A 13,767-nucleotide genomic window follows, 5' to 3' on the forward strand; every position below is an offset into this window, starting at 1 on the left:
CCCGTGCCGTAGCAGCCACGCACGCCCGTACATCCCCGTACGCGAAGAGCGCCCGGCACCACCTCGGCACCACCCTCGCAACACCAGCCACACCCCGCCGCAGACTGCCCCGGAGGAGAACAGCATGAGCCGCAGCGACGTCCTGGTAGACGCCGACTGGGTCGAGGCCCACATCGACGACCCGAAGGTCGTCATCGTCGAGGTCGACGAGGACACCTCGGCGTACGACAAGAACCACATCAAGAACGCCGTACGGATCGACTGGAAGAAGGACCTCCAGGACCCGGTCCGCCGCGACTTCGTCGACCAGGAGGGCTTCGAGAAGCTCCTCTCGGCGAAGGGCATCGCCAACGACGACACCGTCGTCCTCTACGGCGGCAACAACAACTGGTTCGCCTCGTACGCCTACTGGTACTTCAAGCTGTACGGCCACGAGAACGTCAAGCTCCTCGACGGCGGCCGCAAGAAGTGGGAGCTGGACTCCCGCGACCTGGTCGACGGCTCCGAGGTCCCGAACCGCCCGGCCACCGAGTACAAGGCCAAGCCGCAGGACACCTCGATCCGCGCGTTCCGCGACGACGTCGTGGCCGCCATCGGCAACCTGAACCTGGTCGACGTGCGCTCCCCCGACGAGTTCAGCGGCAAGCTGCTCGCCCCGGCGCACCTCCCGCAGGAGCAGTCGCAGCGCCCCGGCCACGTGCCGAGCGCCCGCAACATCCCGTGGTCCAAGAACGCCAACGACGACGGCACCTTCAAGTCCGACGAGGAGCTCAAGGCGCTGTACGCCGAGGAGCAGGTCGACCTGGAGAAGGACACGATCGCCTACTGCCGCATCGGTGAGCGCTCGGCCCTGACCTGGTTCGTCCTGCACGAGCTGCTCGGCCAGGAGAACGTCAAGAACTACGACGGCTCGTGGACCGAGTACGGCTCCCTCGTCGGCGTGCCGATCGAGCTCGGCGCCAACAAGTAATCCCGGACCTCCCGTCCTCCCCCTCCCCCGAAGACCCCTCAGGAGTACCCATGTGTGGAGCACAGGCCGGCGGCCCGGACGCTTCGACGATCAAGCCCGGTGAGACCACGATCCAGGGCCAGGTGACCAAGGACGGCGAGCCCGTCGTCGGTTACGTGCGCCTGCTGGACTCGACCGGTGAGTTCACCGCCGAGGTCCCGACCTCCGCGACCGGCCAGTTCCGCTTCTACGCGGCCGAGGGCACGTGGACCGTGCGCGCCCTCGTCCCGGGCGGCACGGCCGACCGCACGGTCGTCGCCCAGCAGGGCGGCCTGGCCGAGGTCGCGATCGCCGTCTGACGGCACCGCTGTACTGGCCGAAGGGCCGCACCTCCTGGGGGTTGGACGCTTACCGGGACCGAGGTGCGGCCCTTCGGTCGTCCCGCGGCCGGCGGTCGTACGCTGGACGTATGTACGCCCGCCGTCGGCACATCTACTTCGGGATGATGACGGCCTGCCTGGTGCTCTTCGTGGGCGGCTGGGCCGTCGTACGGCTGTGGTCCACGCCCGTGGCCATCGCCATGTGCATGATCGCCATGGTCATCCCGCCGGTCGCGGCGATGATCGCCAACCGGCGCGGGCCGGAGGACCGCTGGTGGGACGACCCCTCCGGCGACCCGCAGTCCGACGAGTGGTGGGACGAACTCGACGGCAAGCGGAAGCACTCGTAGACGTCACACGTCACGACGTCCGACGCGTCAGACGTCCGACGCGTCAGACGTCAGGGGGCTCAGGGGGCGTCGGGGGACGTCAGTAGACCAGGGCCTGGACGCCGTCGGCCATGGTCTCGCTGACGAAGACCTGCGCCCCCGCGATCCGTACGCCCTCCAGGACGTCCTTCTCGGTGATCTCGCGGCGCGCCGCGCACTGGGTGCACAGCGTGATGCGCCCGCCCGCCTGGATCGACTCGATCAGGTCCGGCAGCGGCGCGGCGTGCGGCAGTTCGAACTCGGCCGCCCGGCCCGGCAGCGCGAACCACGAGGACTCGCCGGTCAGCCAGAGCGACACCTCCACCCCGCTGGCCACGGCGACCGCCGCCACCGTGAAGGCCTGCGAGCAGCGCTCGGGGGCGTCGGCCCCTGCGGTCACCTTGATCACGAGCTTCTTCGCCATACCCGGAACTGTAATGCGGGAAGGGGCCCATTAGGCTGGAGGTGGCCCTTACACCGCTCACACCCGCTCACCGAGGAGCACCCCGTGCTTGAGGCTTTCTTCTCCGCCCTGCTGATCCTGGTCTGCGTCGGCGTCATCGGCTTCGGCGTCCTGACCGTGAAGAAGCTGTACCAGGGCCAGCGCTGACCACTCCTACAGATCGCCTGAGCTCATCATGATCGAGATCCCGTCCGACCTGAACCCGGACCTCGTCCCCCTCGCGTTCCTCCTCGGTACCTGGGAGGGCGCGGGCGTCTCCGACTTCCCCGGCGCCGAGAAGTGCAACTTCGGCCAGTCCGTCACCTTCAGCCACGACGGCCGGGACTTCATCGAGTACACCTCGCGCTCGTGGGTGCTGGACGCCCAGGGCAACAAGGTCCGTCCGCTGGAGAGCGAGAGCGGCTACTGGCGCATCGACAAGGCCCGCAAGGTCGAGATCGTGATGGTTCGCGACCAGGGCGTCGTCGAGGTCTGGTACGGCGAGCTGGCCGACCAGAAGCCGCAGATCGACCTGGTCACGGACGCCGTCGCCCGCACCGCGGCCTCCGGCCCGTACAGCGGTGGCAAGCGGCTGTACGGCTATGTGAAGGGCGACCTGATGTGGGTCGGCGAGAAGTCGACGCCGGAGGTCCCGCTGCGCCCGTACATGTCGGCGCACCTGAAGAAGGTCGTCACGCCCGAGCAGGTCGAGGCGTGGGCGAAGGACCTCGGTGACCTGCCGGACGACGGCATCGCCTTCTTCAAGTAGGCCGTCAGGAGGCCTCCTACACTGGACGGCGTGGTGAGCACCGACTGGAAGAGCGATCTGCGGCAGCGCGGTTACCGGCTGACTCCCCAGCGCCAGCTTGTGCTGGAAGCGGTGGACGTGCTGGAGCACGCCACGCCCGACGACATCCTCACCGAGGTGCGCAAGACCGCCTCAGGGGTGAACATCTCCACCGTCTACCGGACGCTGGAGCTGCTGGAGGAGCTCGGGCTGGTCAGCCATGCCCATCTGGGGCACGGCGCCCCCACGTACCACCTCGCCGACCGGCACCACCACCTCCACCTCGTCTGCCGGGACTGTACGAACGTCATCGAGGCGGACGTCGAGGTGGCCGCGGACTTCACCGGGAAGCTCCGCCGTACCTTCGGCTTCGAGACGGACATGAAGCACTTCGCGATCTTCGGGCGGTGCGAGGCCTGTACGGCGAAGGCGTCGGAGGAGGCGGCAGGGGCATCAGGGGCAGCGTCGGAGGCTCCCGAGCCCTCGGACATGGCGGAGGACGCGGCGGAGGCTCCGGCCGCGGAGTCGTAGGCTCTTCATATGCTGCGACATTCACCGACCAGCCCTCTCCTGTCACTGTCCGGCGCCGTGCCCGCCGAGGGACGTGACGAAGGTGTCGCCGCGCACTACGGCGACCTGTTCCGCGAGCAGCGCGCCCTCGCCGACGGCAAGGGCCTGGTCGACCTCAGCCACCGCGGTGTCATCACCGTCAGCGGTGACGACCGGCTGAGCTGGCTGCACCTGCTGCTCACGCAGCACGTGAGCGAGCTCCCCGCCGGACAGGCCACCGAGGCGCTGATCCTCTCCGCGCACGGGCACATCGAGCACGCGCTGTACCTCGTCGACGACGGCGAGACGGTCTGGGCGCACGTCGAGCCGGGCACGCGAGAGGCGCTGATCGGCTACCTGGAGTCGATGAAGTTCTTCTACCGCGTCGAGGTCGCCGACCGGACGGACGACGTCGCCGTCGTCCACCTGCCGGCCGGCTCCATCGCCGAGGTGCCGAAGGGTGTCGTCGTGCGCGAGACCTCGCACGGCCGGGACCTGTTCCTGCCGCGCGCCGACCTGGAGGCGTACGCGGCGGACCACGGGCCGCTCGCCGGGATCTGGGCGTACGAGGCGCTGCGCGTCGAGGCGCACCGGCCCCGGCTCGGCTGCGAGACGGACCACCGCACCATCCCGCACGAGCTGGGCTGGATCGGCAGCGCGGTCCACCTCCAGAAGGGCTGCTACCGGGGCCAGGAGACCGTGGCGCGCGTCCACAACCTGGGCAAGCCGCCGCGCCGGCTGGTCTTCCTGCACCTGGACGGCAGCGATGTGCACCTGCCGCCGCACGGCACGCCCATCCGGCTGGCGTCGGACGGCGCGGAGGGGCGGCAGCTCGGGTTCATCACCACGTCCGTACGCCACCACGAGCTCGGCCCCATCGCGCTCGCGCTGGTCAAGCGGAACGTGCCGGTGGACGCCCGGCTGCTGGCCGGGGACACGGCGGCGGCCCAGGAGACCGTCGTAGAGCCGTAGAGCCGTAGAGCCGTAGAGCCGTAAAGGCGTAAAGGCGCAGGCCAGATCGCAGGTCGGCTTAGATGTCGATCAGCACCGTGAACGGGCCGTGATTCGTCAGCGAGACCCGCATCTCCGCTCCGAACCGGCCCGTCTCCACGGTCGCCCCCAGCTCCCGCAGGCGCGCCACCACCTCGTCGACCAGCGGCTCGGCGACCTCGCCCGGCGCCGCCGCGTTCCAGGTGGGGCGCCGGCCCTTGCGGGCGTCCCCGTAGAGGGTGAACTGCGAAATCACCAGCAAGGGCGCATTCACGTCCGAGCAGGACTTCTCGCCCTCCAGAATCCGCACCGACCACAGCTTCCTCGCCAGCTGCGCCGCCTTGTCCGGCGTGTCGTCATGGGTCACCCCCACCAGGACACACAGCCCTTCGCCGACGATCTCGCCGACGGTCTCCCCTGCGACGACGACCTTCGCGCCGTCGACCCTCTGTACCACTGCACGCATACAGACCAACCTATCCGCGTCCGAACGGGTGCAGGCGCCTGCATTGACACAGGCACAAATGGCACCATGCCTTTCAGGCGGTGCTTCCCCTCCGGACCCGAGGGCCCGGGGAGACCCCAACGCACCGGTCGAGGGGACGGATCCACATGAGCACACCTGGCGCCGGGCAGACGCCACACCCTGTACCGATGGCATGTGCCGTTGGCAGTGGGGGAGCGACAAGGCCACCGGCACAGCGGACCGGTGAGGCCGTCCTGCCGGAGGCGGTACAGCACGATCTGCGGGACATGCGGCTGCCGGAGCTGCGCGCCCTGCGCAGGGACTCGCACGGCGACGAGGCGGACCTGAGCTACGTACGGAGGCTGCTCCAGGGGCGGATCGACATCCTGCGCGCCGAGCTGGCGCGGCGCAGCGGTCCGGAGGTGCCGGTGGTGGACGAGGTGCCGGTCGTGGACCGGGTCGTGGACCGGCTCTCGGAGATCCTCGCCGACACGCCGTCGCGGCACCGCTCGTCGGCCCGGCACGTCACGCTGTCCACGCCGCGCGGCGAGGAGTACCGGAGGCTGGCCGCCGAGATGCTGGCGGAGGTCGAGTTGTCGGACCTCGCCGCTCGAACGGACGAAGAGCTGCACGCGGCCATGGGGCGCCTGGCGCGCTACGAACAGCAGGTGTCGCGGCGCCGGCAGCAGCTCCAGCGGACGGCCGACGATTGCAGTGCGGAGATTGCCCGCAGGTACCGTGAGGGCGAAGCACAAGTCGACGACCTGCTCCGCTGAACCCGGCGGGCGGGTCACCGTCCCGGAAGGCCGGCCGCCGTCATGACCTCCTCCGCCACCGCAGTCATACCCCCGGTCCTCGCCGAGGTCGTCCGTTCGGGCTTCGTCGAGGGCCACCACCGGGGTTCGCTGGTGCTGCTGGCCGCGGACGGCACCATCGAGCTGTCCGCCGGCGACCCGACGGCGCCGGTCTTCCCGCGTTCGTCCAACAAGCCCATGCAGGCCGCGGCGCTGCTGCGGGCCGGTGTCGAGCTGTCGGCGGAGCGGCTGGCGCTGGCCGCCGCGAGCCACTCCGGCGAACCGTTCCACCTCGGCCTCGCCCGCAAGATGCTCGCCGATCACGGGCTGTCCGAGGCCGACCTCCAGACCCCGCCCGACCTGCCCCTGGACCCGGTGGAGGCCGAGGCGTACCTGGCCGCCGGCAACGTACGGGAGCGGATCACCATGAACTGCTCGGGCAAGCACGCGGCGATGCTGGCCGCGTGTGCCCTCAACGGCTGGGACGCGGCGTCCTACCTGGACCCGCGCCACCCGCTCCAGCGGCTCGTCCTCAGCGAGATCGAGGACGCGTCGGGCGAGACGGTGGCGTCGGTCGGCACCGATGGGTGCGGCGCGCCGCTGATGGCGATCAGCCTGGTCGGGCTGGCGCGGGCGTTCCGCTCGTACGTCCTGGCGGAGCCGGGCACGCCGCAGCGGCGGGTGGCCGACGCGATGCGCGCGCACCCCGAGTACGTGGCGGGCACGCGGCGGCCGGACACCTGGCTGATGCGGGAGGTGCCGGGGACGCTGTCGAAGATGGGCGCGGAGGCGGTCCAGGCGGTGGCCCTGGCGGACGGCCGGGCGCTGGCCTTCAAGATCGATGACGGCTCGGGCCGTGCCCTGGGGCCGGTCCTGGCGCGCGGCCTCCAGCTCCTGGGCGTGGACGCGCCGGTCGTCGCCCGCATCGCCGACGCGCCGTTGCTGGGTGGCGGGCAGCGGGTGGGCCAGGTACGGGCGGCGTTCTGAGCGCCCTTCTGACCGGCGCGCTCTGTGCGGCCTGCTCTGTGCGGCGCGCTGTGTGCGGTGTCCCGAGCGCCCTTCTGACCGGCGCGTAGGCCAGCGGTCTGCCGAGCGGGCGGGTGTGAAAACCGGATGCTCGGCGGCCGGTCGGGCGCCTAGCGTGGCCGCCATGTCTGTCGAGGCCCGCACCGTCACCGAGTCCGAGTTCCCCGACTGGCTGCGCGCCCGGCGCACCGGGTTCCTCCAGCCTCCGGCGGTGCCGGAGGGCGAGAGCGCCAAGCTGCTCCCGCACACGGACCTGACCCGCACCCGGGGCGCGTTCGACGCGGGCCGGTGCGTGGCGACGTTCCGGTCGTTCGCGCAGGAGCTGACCGTCCCCGGCGGAGCGGCGATCGCCGCGAGCGCGGTGAGCGCGGTGACGGTCTCGCCGACGCACCGGCGGCGCGGGCTGCTCAGCCGCATGATGGGCGCCGAGCTGGCGGAGTCCAAGGAGCGCGGCGACGTCGTCTCGACGCTGATCGCCGCCGAGTACCCGATCTACGGGCGGTACGGGTACGGCCCGGCCGCCTGGACCACCGAGTGGACGGTGGACGTGCGGCGCTCCGCGCTCGACCCGCGCTGGTCGGGCCCGGGGGACGGCGGTCGCATCGACCTCGTCGACGCGTCGGACATCCGCCGGACCGGCCCCGTCCTGCACGACCGGCTGCGCGCCCTGCGGCACGGCCTGGTCAGCCGGACCCAGCTGGGCTGGGACGTGCGGATGGGCCTCGTCCCCCTGCCGGACCAGCCCTTCACGGAGCGCTTCCACGCCACGTACCGCTCGGCCTCCGGAGAGGTGGAGGGATACGTGTCGTACTCCGCCGACGACACGTGGGACGACGGCAAGCAGCCGATGAACACGGCGACGGTACGGGACCTGATCGCGCTCACGCCCGCCGCCGAGCGCGCCCTGTGGCACTTCGTCTGCTCGATCGACTGGATCACCCTGGTCAAGAGCGGCCACCGCGCCCCCGACGACCTGCTTCCGCTGCTGCTGCCCGACCCGCGCGCGGCGCGGGTCACGACGCACGCGGACTTCCTGTGGGTGCGGATCCTCGATGTCGTACGGGCGCTTGAGGCGCGTACGTACGCGGCGTCCGGCTCCCTGGTGCTGGAGCTGCACGACCCGGCCGGCCTGGCCGGTGGCCGCTTCCGGCTGGACGTTTCGCCGGAGGGCGCGGCGTGCGCGCCGACCACCGTGTCACCCGACCTGGTCATGGACGTACGGGAGCTGGCGGCGCTGTTCCTGGGCGACGAGTCGGCGGTGCGGCTGGCGGCCCTGGGGCGGCTGGAGGAGCCGACGCCGGGCGCGGCGGCGCGGGCGGACACGCTGCTGCGGACCTCGCGCCGGCCGTGGTGCCCGGACGTCTTCTGACGCCCGCGGGGTCTACCGGCCTCTTCCGGCTCCCGAGCCGCCGATCCGCTCCGGGAGCCGTTCACGCGGGCGCCGGCGATGAGCGCCGCGGCGGCGCCGGGCAGGCGGCCCCCGCCGGCCGTCCCCGACGCCGACTACACCCTGATCACCGCCTTGCCGAGCAGGCTCCGGTTCTCGATCGCCGCGTGCGCGTCGGCCGCGCGCTCCAGCGGGAACACCCCGCCGATCACCGGCCGCACCCGCCCGGCCGCGGCCGCCCGGAGCGCCTCCTGCGCCAGCCGGGCGTGCTCCGACTCGGGCAGCCGCAGCTCGGTGATGCCCAGCAGCCGTACGCCCCGCCGCTCCGCCTCCGCCGGGTCCACCTCCGCGAAGCCCCCCGTCGGCGCCCCGTGCGCCGAGAACCGCCCGCCGTCCGCCACCAGCGCGAACGCGGCCAGGCCGACCTGGCCGCCCACCCCGTCCCAGACGACGTCGGCGCCCTCGCCGCCCAGTGCCTCGAGGGCCCGTTCCACCCAGTCGGGCTCCCTCGCGTCGACCACCGCGTCGGCGCCCAGCTCCCGTACCAGCGCGGCCTTCCGCTCGCCGCGGGCGGTGCCGACGACCCACGCGCCGGCCGCCCTGGCCAGCTGGACGAGCAGGACGCCCATGCCGCCGGACGCGCCGGTGATCAGCACCCGCTCGCCCGGCTTCGGGGCGGTGAGGTCCAGCAGGGCGGTGGCCGTGATGGTGTCGTGGACCAGCGCGGCGGCGTCCGTGAAGGAGAGCCCGTCCGGGATGGGGGCCAGCGCCCCGGCGGAGGCGACGGCGCGGTCCGCGTAGCCGCCGCTGATGCCCAGGGACGCGACCACGCGCCGCCCGAGCCATGCCGCCTCGACGCCTTCGCCCAGCTCCCGCACCGTGCCGGCGATCCCGGCGCCGGGCACGTACGGCGGCTCGACCGGGAAGAACTCCCGGCCCCAGCCGGAGCGCACCTGCGTCTCGACGAAGAGCGTGTCCACCGCCGCGACCTCCACGACGACCTGGCCCGGCCCCGCGGCCGGTTCGGGGGCCTCCCCCGCGACCAGCACCTCCGGACCGCCGAACGCCATCGCCCGCACCACACGCATCGCCCTCACACCCCCTCCGTCCGGGCGTTGTCCCGGCCTGTCCGGCGCCCGCGGGGAGAGTCTGGAAGCTGAAGTCCGGTTGAGGTCAAGCGGTGCGTAGGCTCCAGGCATGAGCGGGTTGCGCGAACGCAAGAAGCAGCGGACGTACCAGGTGATCTCGGACACGGCGATCGCCCTGTTCCTGGAGAAGGGGTTCGACCGGGTCTCGGTCGCGGAGGTCGCGGCGGCCGCCGAGGTCTCCAAGCCGACGCTGTTCCGGTACTTCCCGGCCAAGGAGGACCTGATCCTGCACCGGTTCGCCGACCACCGGGACGAGGCGGCGAGGACCGTGCGCGGGCGGGCGGCGGGCGTCACCCCGCTCGGCGCGCTGCGCCGCCACTTCCTCGACGGGCTCGCGCGCCGCGACCCGGTGACCGGCCTGAGCGACGACCCGGACGTGCTCGCCTTCCACCGGCTGCTGTACGGGACGCCGAGCCTGGTGGCCCGGCTGTACGCGTACCAGGGCGCCTCGGAGCGGGCGCTGGCCGACGCGCTGGGCGGCGCGCTGGGCGGCGCGGGTGTCCGGGCGCGGCTCGCGGCGGGCCAGATCGTCGCCGTACAGAGGATCCTGGCGGAGGAGAACTGGCAGCGGATCGAGGCGGGGGACAGCGCGGACGAGGTCGAGCCGGAGGCGGTGGCGGCGGCGGAGCTGGCGTTCCGGCAGTTGCGGGAGGGGCTGGGGGAGTGAGCCGCCCCCCACGGGGAGGGGCGGCCGTGGACCACCACAGGTCGACTACCACATGACGGGCAGCCGTTCCGGGATGCGCTTCATGAACCCGGTGCGCCACACGAGCTGTTCGATCGGGACGGCCAGCTGGAGGCCGGGCATCCGGTCGAGCAGGGTCTCCAGGGCGATTTCCGCGTGCTTCTTGCCGAGCGCCGTGGCGGGGCAGTAGTGCCGGCCGCCGCCGAAGGACAGGTGGGCGGTGTTGTTCTCCCGGGTGAGGTCCACCGTGTGCGGGTCGGTGAACGCCTCCGGGTCGAAGTTGGCGCCCTCGACCAGGACCAGGACCAGTTCGCCCTTCCTCACCTCGACGTCCCCGAGCGTGACGTCCTCCGTGGCGAGGCGCGGCAGGCCGTCGCCGATGGACAGGTTGATCCGCAGCAGTTCGTCCACGGCTGCCGGGATCTTGCCGCGGTCGGCCAGGAGCTCGGCCGTCAGCTCGGGGTGCTGGATGAGGGAGACGAGCGCCATGGTGAGGAAGCCCGCGGTGGAGATCACCCCGGCGCCGAACATGGTGACGCCCACCGTCGCGAGCATCTCGTCGGTGAGGTGGGCGTAGTCGGGGTCCTCGCGCAGGGCCGCGAGCTCGGCCATCAGCCCGGTGGTGGCCGGATCGTCCAGCCGCTTGATCATGTACGCGATGTCGCGGTCCCAGTTCAGCTTGGCACCGGCGACGGGGCAGGCGGAGTTCATGAACGCGATGTCCAGGCTCCGCATCAGGCGGGGCGCGTCCGCCTGCGGGATGCCGAGGATGTGGCAGTGCATGGCCGCGGAGTACGGGTCGGCGAACTGCGCGCGCAGGTCGCCCGGCGCGCCCTCGGCCATCAGGTGGTCGACGAGCCCGGCCGCGTACGACCGCATCCACTCCACCAGGCCGGGCGCCTTGGGGTTGAGCGCCTTGAGCACGGCCTTGCGCAGTCCGGCGCCGGTGATGTTGCCCATGTTGTTGACGACCTCGGGCGGGATCGTCAGCGCGTACTGCCGCGGTACGCCGGGGGCGGAGGTGTCCTTCAGGCTGAACCGCGGGTCTTCCAGGACCTGCTTGCACAGCGCGTGGGACGACACCAGCCAGGCTTCGTCACCGGCGATCGTGCGCACCCGCTTGACGGGTTCCTCGCGCAACCGCTCGATCTCGGCGGGGAGTTGGTCGCCGCGCCAGGAGAAGGGGAACTGGGGGAGTGTGTCAACGGACATCGGCGTCTCCTTGTGCGGGCGCTGCGGGCGCTGCGGGCGTGACGATGGCGTGGCCCTGGTTGCGGGACGCGCGCAGCCCGGAGCCGCGCGAGTAGAGCAGCTCCGCCATCGGCAGGAGCTGGTGGTAGCAGTTGAGGGAGGAGGGCACTCCCAGGATCGCGGGGGTGTCCAGGAACAGCGGGGCCTCGGCGCACACGTACTCCAGGCACACCTCGCGCTGCCGCCTGGTGGCGGTCCTGCCGCCCAGCACCTTGGAGGAGAGGAAAGCGTCGATGAGCGCGTCACAGGTCGCGCGGAAATCCGCGTCCACATCCAGTCGGCGGAGGAGGTGGTCGTGGATGTCCCGGTACGCCGGGTTGCCGGTGAACTCCGACATCGGGTGCGCCCCGAGCCGTCTGCCCTCCGGGTCGGTGGCCTGAACCGCGTTGGTCACCTTGGCCCGCACGCCGCGCAGGTTCTTCACGGCTTTGCGGCGGGCGTCGTCGGGGGCGTAGCCGGATGCCTCGTACATCTCGGCCACATGGAGATCCGTATAGACGAAGTCCACGCGGTCGAAGTGCTCGATGCCCCAGCGGGCCAGGTCGATGACGCGCTGGGCGGAGAAGTAGCTGTTGCCGGGCGATACGCCGATCACGGCGTGGGCGCCTTCGGCGCGGATGACCTGGCAGTGCGGGGTGTAGGGCTGGACGGTGAAGAGGCCGGCCGCTGCGGGCCGCCTGGTGAATGGCTGAATCTCGAAGACGGTCTCAGTCATCAACTGGAAACGGTCCTTTGCGTCGCTAGTCCCGGAGGAGCCTCGTGCTCCTGGTGTGGCGACGACGCCGTGAAGTTAGCTTTCGGACACGGAGAGTGTCAATGAAAGGATCTTCGTTACTCATACGTACATGAATCCTTACCGTCCGTGTCACTTGGAGTTCATCATTCCGCCAGAATCCAACCGTCGGACCGAGTAAGAAATATTACTGAGTTGCGTTATTCTTGATGGAATGACGCCACTCGACCATGAACTCAGCAAGGAACGGGCCTACCACGACACCTGCCGCGCCGCCCTGCACCGCATGGTGGACGGCGCCGCCCGCCACGTCGTCACCGGTGAGGACGTCTCCGCTTCCGGCGCCGACGCCGAAGCGCTGGGCCACCACCTCCGCAGCCACGCCAAGGAATTGCGGGAGGAGAGGCCCGGTCCGCTGTTCTTCGGCCGCCTCGACCACGAGGACGGGCAGCGCCACCACATCGGGCGCCGCCGCATCAGCGAACACCCCGCCGCCCCGCCGCTGGTCATCGACTGGCGCGCCCCCGTCTCGCGCACCTTCTACCAGGCGAGCGCCCGCGACCCGCAGGGCGTGCTGGTGCGCAGGCGGTTCGGCTGGGCGCCCTTCAGCACGGGCGACCCGGCCGAGCTGACAGGGCTGGAGGACGAGCACCTGGCCGCCGCGGGCGGGGGCGGGTGCGGGGGCGGGACGAGCGCGATCCTCGCCGACGAGATCGAGCGGCCCCGTGTCGGCCCCATGCGGGACATCGCCGCCACCATCCAGCCCGAGCAGGACGACCTCGTACGCGCCGCACTCGCCGACTCCCTGTGCGTCCAGGGCGCGCCCGGCACCGGCAAGACTGCCGTCGGGCTGCACCGGGCCGCGTACCTGCTCTACACCTACCCGCAGCGCATCCGGCGCGGCGGACTGCTGATCCTCGGCCCGAACCGCACGTTCCTGTCGTACATCTCCGAAGTGCTGCCCGCGCTCGGCGAGCTGGACGTCCGGCAGGCGACGGTCGAGGACGAGATCGGCCGGGGCCATGCGGTGCGGGCGTACGACTCCGACGCCGCCGCGGCCGTCAAGCACGACGCCCGCATGGCCGACGTGCTGCACCGGGCGCTGTACGCCAGGGCCGGCGCGCCCGCCGAGCCGCTGGCCGTGCCGGACGGCTCCTACCGGTGGCGGGTGCCGCTGGAGGAAGTGGCGGAGATCGTCGCGGAGGTACGGGCGGAGGCGCCGCCCTACGCGGTCGGGCGCGAGCGGGTGCGCAGCCGGGCGGTCCGGGCGGTCCAGCGGCGGGCGGAGCGGCGGGCGGGGCCGAGGAGCACCGCGTGGGTGCGGCGCATCGAGCGGGCGCGGGCCGTGACGGCGTTCGTGGACGCGTGCTGGCCGAGGGTCACGCCGGAGCAGGTCCTCGCCGAGGTGCTGGCCGACCCGTGCGACGAGGCGCTGTCCGCGGCCGAGCGGGAGGCGGTCCGGTGGGCCGAGCCGCCGCGCTCGTACCGGTCGGCGACGTGGACGGCGGCGGACCTGGTGCTGCTGGACGAGCTGGCGGGGCTCATGGAGCGCCCCCGCGGCTACGGCCACATCGTGATCGACGAGGCCCAGGACCTGTCGCCGATGCAGTGCCGCGCGATCGCCCGCCGCGCGGACTTCGGCTCCCTGACGGTGCTGGGCGACCTCGCGCAGGGCACCACGCCGTGGGCGGCCCGCGACTGGGCCGGTCAACTGGCCCACCTGGGCAGGAAGTCCGTCCCCGTGGTGGCCCTGACGACCGGGTTCCGCGTCCCGGCCGGTGTGGTGGAGCTGGCCAACCGGCTGCTGGCCGC

The 13,767-nt window shown here is 72.0% G+C and carries 15 protein-coding genes and 1 pseudogene; 11 read left to right on the forward strand and 5 right to left on the reverse strand.

The features are described 5' to 3' along the window. The first annotated feature begins 124 nt into the window (after positions 1-124). From QWM81_RS25810 to QWM81_RS25820, 3 genes are all read left to right on the forward strand, one after another. Positions 125-970 carry a sulfurtransferase gene (locus QWM81_RS25810; protein WP_290114754.1) on the forward strand — a complete coding sequence of 282 codons (846 nt, stop codon included), beginning with the start codon at positions 125-127 and terminating at the stop codon, positions 968-970. A gap of 50 nt (positions 971-1,020) precedes the next feature. Continuing rightward, a complete protein-coding gene (locus QWM81_RS25815) occupies positions 1,021-1,308 on the forward strand; it encodes a DUF1416 domain-containing protein (RefSeq protein ID WP_064067594.1) in 288 nt (95 codons plus the stop codon). Positions 1,309-1,418: 110 nt separating this feature from the next. Next, positions 1,419-1,679 carry a DUF3099 domain-containing protein gene (locus QWM81_RS25820; RefSeq protein ID WP_290114755.1) on the forward strand — a complete coding sequence of 87 codons (261 nt, stop codon included), beginning with the start codon at positions 1,419-1,421 and terminating at the stop codon, positions 1,677-1,679. Positions 1,680-1,758: 79 nt separating this feature from the next. On the opposite strand, the gene QWM81_RS25825 is transcribed toward QWM81_RS25820, so the two are convergent. Then, positions 1,759-2,121, reverse strand: coding sequence for a DsrE family protein (locus tag QWM81_RS25825; protein WP_290114756.1), 363 nt, complete (start codon positions 2,119-2,121; stop codon positions 1,759-1,761). A 214-nt stretch (positions 2,122-2,335) separates the two neighbouring features. Between QWM81_RS25825 and QWM81_RS25830 the strand changes: the two genes are divergently transcribed. The 3 genes and pseudogenes from QWM81_RS25830 (at position 2,336) to ygfZ (ending at position 4,447) form a co-directional block, all read left to right on the forward strand. Then, entirely contained in the window at positions 2,336-2,908 is a 573-nt protein-coding gene (locus tag QWM81_RS25830) for a heme-binding beta-barrel domain-containing protein (protein ID WP_290114757.1), read from the forward strand. A gap of 30 nt (positions 2,909-2,938) precedes the next feature. Further along, a pseudogene (locus QWM81_RS25835) lies at positions 2,939-3,373 on the forward strand (Fur family transcriptional regulator); the annotation flags it as partial. Between the two features lie 93 nt (positions 3,374-3,466). Continuing rightward, positions 3,467-4,447, forward strand: coding sequence for a CAF17-like 4Fe-4S cluster assembly/insertion protein YgfZ (ygfZ, locus tag QWM81_RS25840; RefSeq protein ID WP_290114758.1), 981 nt, complete (start codon positions 3,467-3,469; stop codon positions 4,445-4,447). Positions 4,448-4,505: 58 nt separating this feature from the next. Here ygfZ and dtd read toward each other — a convergent pair whose 3' ends face one another. Further along, on the reverse strand, positions 4,506-4,931 hold the full coding sequence (dtd, locus tag QWM81_RS25845; RefSeq protein ID WP_290114759.1) for a D-aminoacyl-tRNA deacylase: 426 nt from the start codon (positions 4,929-4,931) through the stop codon (positions 4,506-4,508). A gap of 146 nt (positions 4,932-5,077) precedes the next feature. Here dtd and QWM81_RS25850 point away from each other — a divergent pair, with 146 nt between their 5' ends. From QWM81_RS25850 to QWM81_RS25860, 3 genes are all read left to right on the forward strand, one after another. Next, positions 5,078-5,707: an RsiG family protein gene (locus QWM81_RS25850; RefSeq protein WP_290114760.1), complete on the forward strand. Its 630-nt coding sequence runs from the start codon at positions 5,078-5,080 to the stop codon at positions 5,705-5,707. 42 nt (positions 5,708-5,749) lie between these two features. Further along, positions 5,750-6,712, forward strand: coding sequence for an asparaginase (locus QWM81_RS25855; protein ID WP_290114761.1), 963 nt, complete (start codon positions 5,750-5,752; stop codon positions 6,710-6,712). Positions 6,713-6,875: 163 nt separating this feature from the next. Further along, positions 6,876-8,120 carry a GNAT family N-acetyltransferase gene (locus tag QWM81_RS25860; protein WP_290114762.1) on the forward strand — a complete coding sequence of 415 codons (1,245 nt, stop codon included), beginning with the start codon at positions 6,876-6,878 and terminating at the stop codon, positions 8,118-8,120. Between the two features lie 134 nt (positions 8,121-8,254). Here the strand turns inward: QWM81_RS25860 and QWM81_RS25865 are convergent, their stop codons facing one another. Next, positions 8,255-9,226, reverse strand: a complete 972-nt coding sequence (locus QWM81_RS25865) for a zinc-binding dehydrogenase (protein WP_290114767.1) — start codon at positions 9,224-9,226, stop codon at positions 8,255-8,257. A gap of 109 nt (positions 9,227-9,335) precedes the next feature. On the opposite strand from QWM81_RS25865, the gene QWM81_RS25870 reads away from it, so the two are divergent. After that, positions 9,336-9,953 (forward strand): TetR/AcrR family transcriptional regulator, encoded by a 618-nt coding sequence (locus QWM81_RS25870; RefSeq protein ID WP_290114763.1) that lies wholly within the window; start codon positions 9,336-9,338, stop codon positions 9,951-9,953. A 45-nt stretch (positions 9,954-9,998) separates the two neighbouring features. On the opposite strand, the gene QWM81_RS25875 is transcribed toward QWM81_RS25870, so the two are convergent. Both QWM81_RS25875 and QWM81_RS25880 read right to left on the reverse strand, forming a co-directional pair. After that, positions 9,999-11,183: a cytochrome P450 gene (locus QWM81_RS25875; protein ID WP_290114764.1), complete on the reverse strand. Its 1,185-nt coding sequence runs from the start codon at positions 11,181-11,183 to the stop codon at positions 9,999-10,001. Next, the gene (locus QWM81_RS25880) at positions 11,173-11,937 is read right to left on the reverse strand and encodes a cyclodityrosine synthase (protein WP_290114765.1); all 765 of its coding nucleotides are present in this window, start codon (positions 11,935-11,937) and stop codon (positions 11,173-11,175) included. The genes QWM81_RS25875 and QWM81_RS25880 overlap by 11 nt, the downstream gene beginning before the upstream one ends. A gap of 232 nt (positions 11,938-12,169) precedes the next feature. Between QWM81_RS25880 and QWM81_RS25885 the strand changes: the two genes are divergently transcribed. Then, the coding region (locus QWM81_RS25885) for a HelD family protein (RefSeq protein WP_290114766.1) at positions 12,170-13,767 on the forward strand (1,598 nt) is incomplete at its 3' end.

Origin of the sequence: Streptomyces ficellus (genome assembly GCF_030406405.1) — a bacterium.
Lineage (GTDB): Bacteria > Actinomycetota > Actinomycetes > Streptomycetales > Streptomycetaceae > Streptomyces > Streptomyces ficellus_B.

Bases quoted from the DNA above. Each gene is read 5' to 3' on its own strand.
- QWM81_RS25810 (WP_290114754.1), top strand. From the start codon at position 125: ATGAGCCGCAGCGACGTCCTGGTAGACGCCGACTGGGTCGAGGCCCAC.
- QWM81_RS25815 (WP_064067594.1), top strand. From the start codon at position 1,021: ATGTGTGGAGCACAGGCCGGCGGCCCGGACGCTTCGACGATCAAGCCC.
- QWM81_RS25820 (WP_290114755.1), top strand. From the start codon at position 1,419: ATGTACGCCCGCCGTCGGCACATCTACTTCGGGATGATGACGGCCTGC.
- QWM81_RS25825 (WP_290114756.1), bottom strand. From the start codon at position 2,121: ATGGCGAAGAAGCTCGTGATCAAGGTGACCGCAGGGGCCGACGCCCCC.
- QWM81_RS25830 (WP_290114757.1), top strand. From the start codon at position 2,336: ATGATCGAGATCCCGTCCGACCTGAACCCGGACCTCGTCCCCCTCGCG.
- ygfZ (WP_290114758.1), top strand. From the start codon at position 3,467: ATGCTGCGACATTCACCGACCAGCCCTCTCCTGTCACTGTCCGGCGCC.
- dtd (WP_290114759.1), bottom strand. From the start codon at position 4,931: ATGCGTGCAGTGGTACAGAGGGTCGACGGCGCGAAGGTCGTCGTCGCA.
- QWM81_RS25850 (WP_290114760.1), top strand. From the start codon at position 5,078: ATGAGCACACCTGGCGCCGGGCAGACGCCACACCCTGTACCGATGGCA.
- QWM81_RS25855 (WP_290114761.1), top strand. From the start codon at position 5,750: ATGACCTCCTCCGCCACCGCAGTCATACCCCCGGTCCTCGCCGAGGTC.
- QWM81_RS25860 (WP_290114762.1), top strand. From the start codon at position 6,876: ATGTCTGTCGAGGCCCGCACCGTCACCGAGTCCGAGTTCCCCGACTGG.
- QWM81_RS25865 (WP_290114767.1), bottom strand. From the start codon at position 9,226: ATGCGTGTGGTGCGGGCGATGGCGTTCGGCGGTCCGGAGGTGCTGGTC.
- QWM81_RS25870 (WP_290114763.1), top strand. From the start codon at position 9,336: ATGAGCGGGTTGCGCGAACGCAAGAAGCAGCGGACGTACCAGGTGATC.
- QWM81_RS25875 (WP_290114764.1), bottom strand. From the start codon at position 11,183: ATGTCCGTTGACACACTCCCCCAGTTCCCCTTCTCCTGGCGCGGCGAC.
- QWM81_RS25880 (WP_290114765.1), bottom strand. From the start codon at position 11,937: ATGACTGAGACCGTCTTCGAGATTCAGCCATTCACCAGGCGGCCCGCA.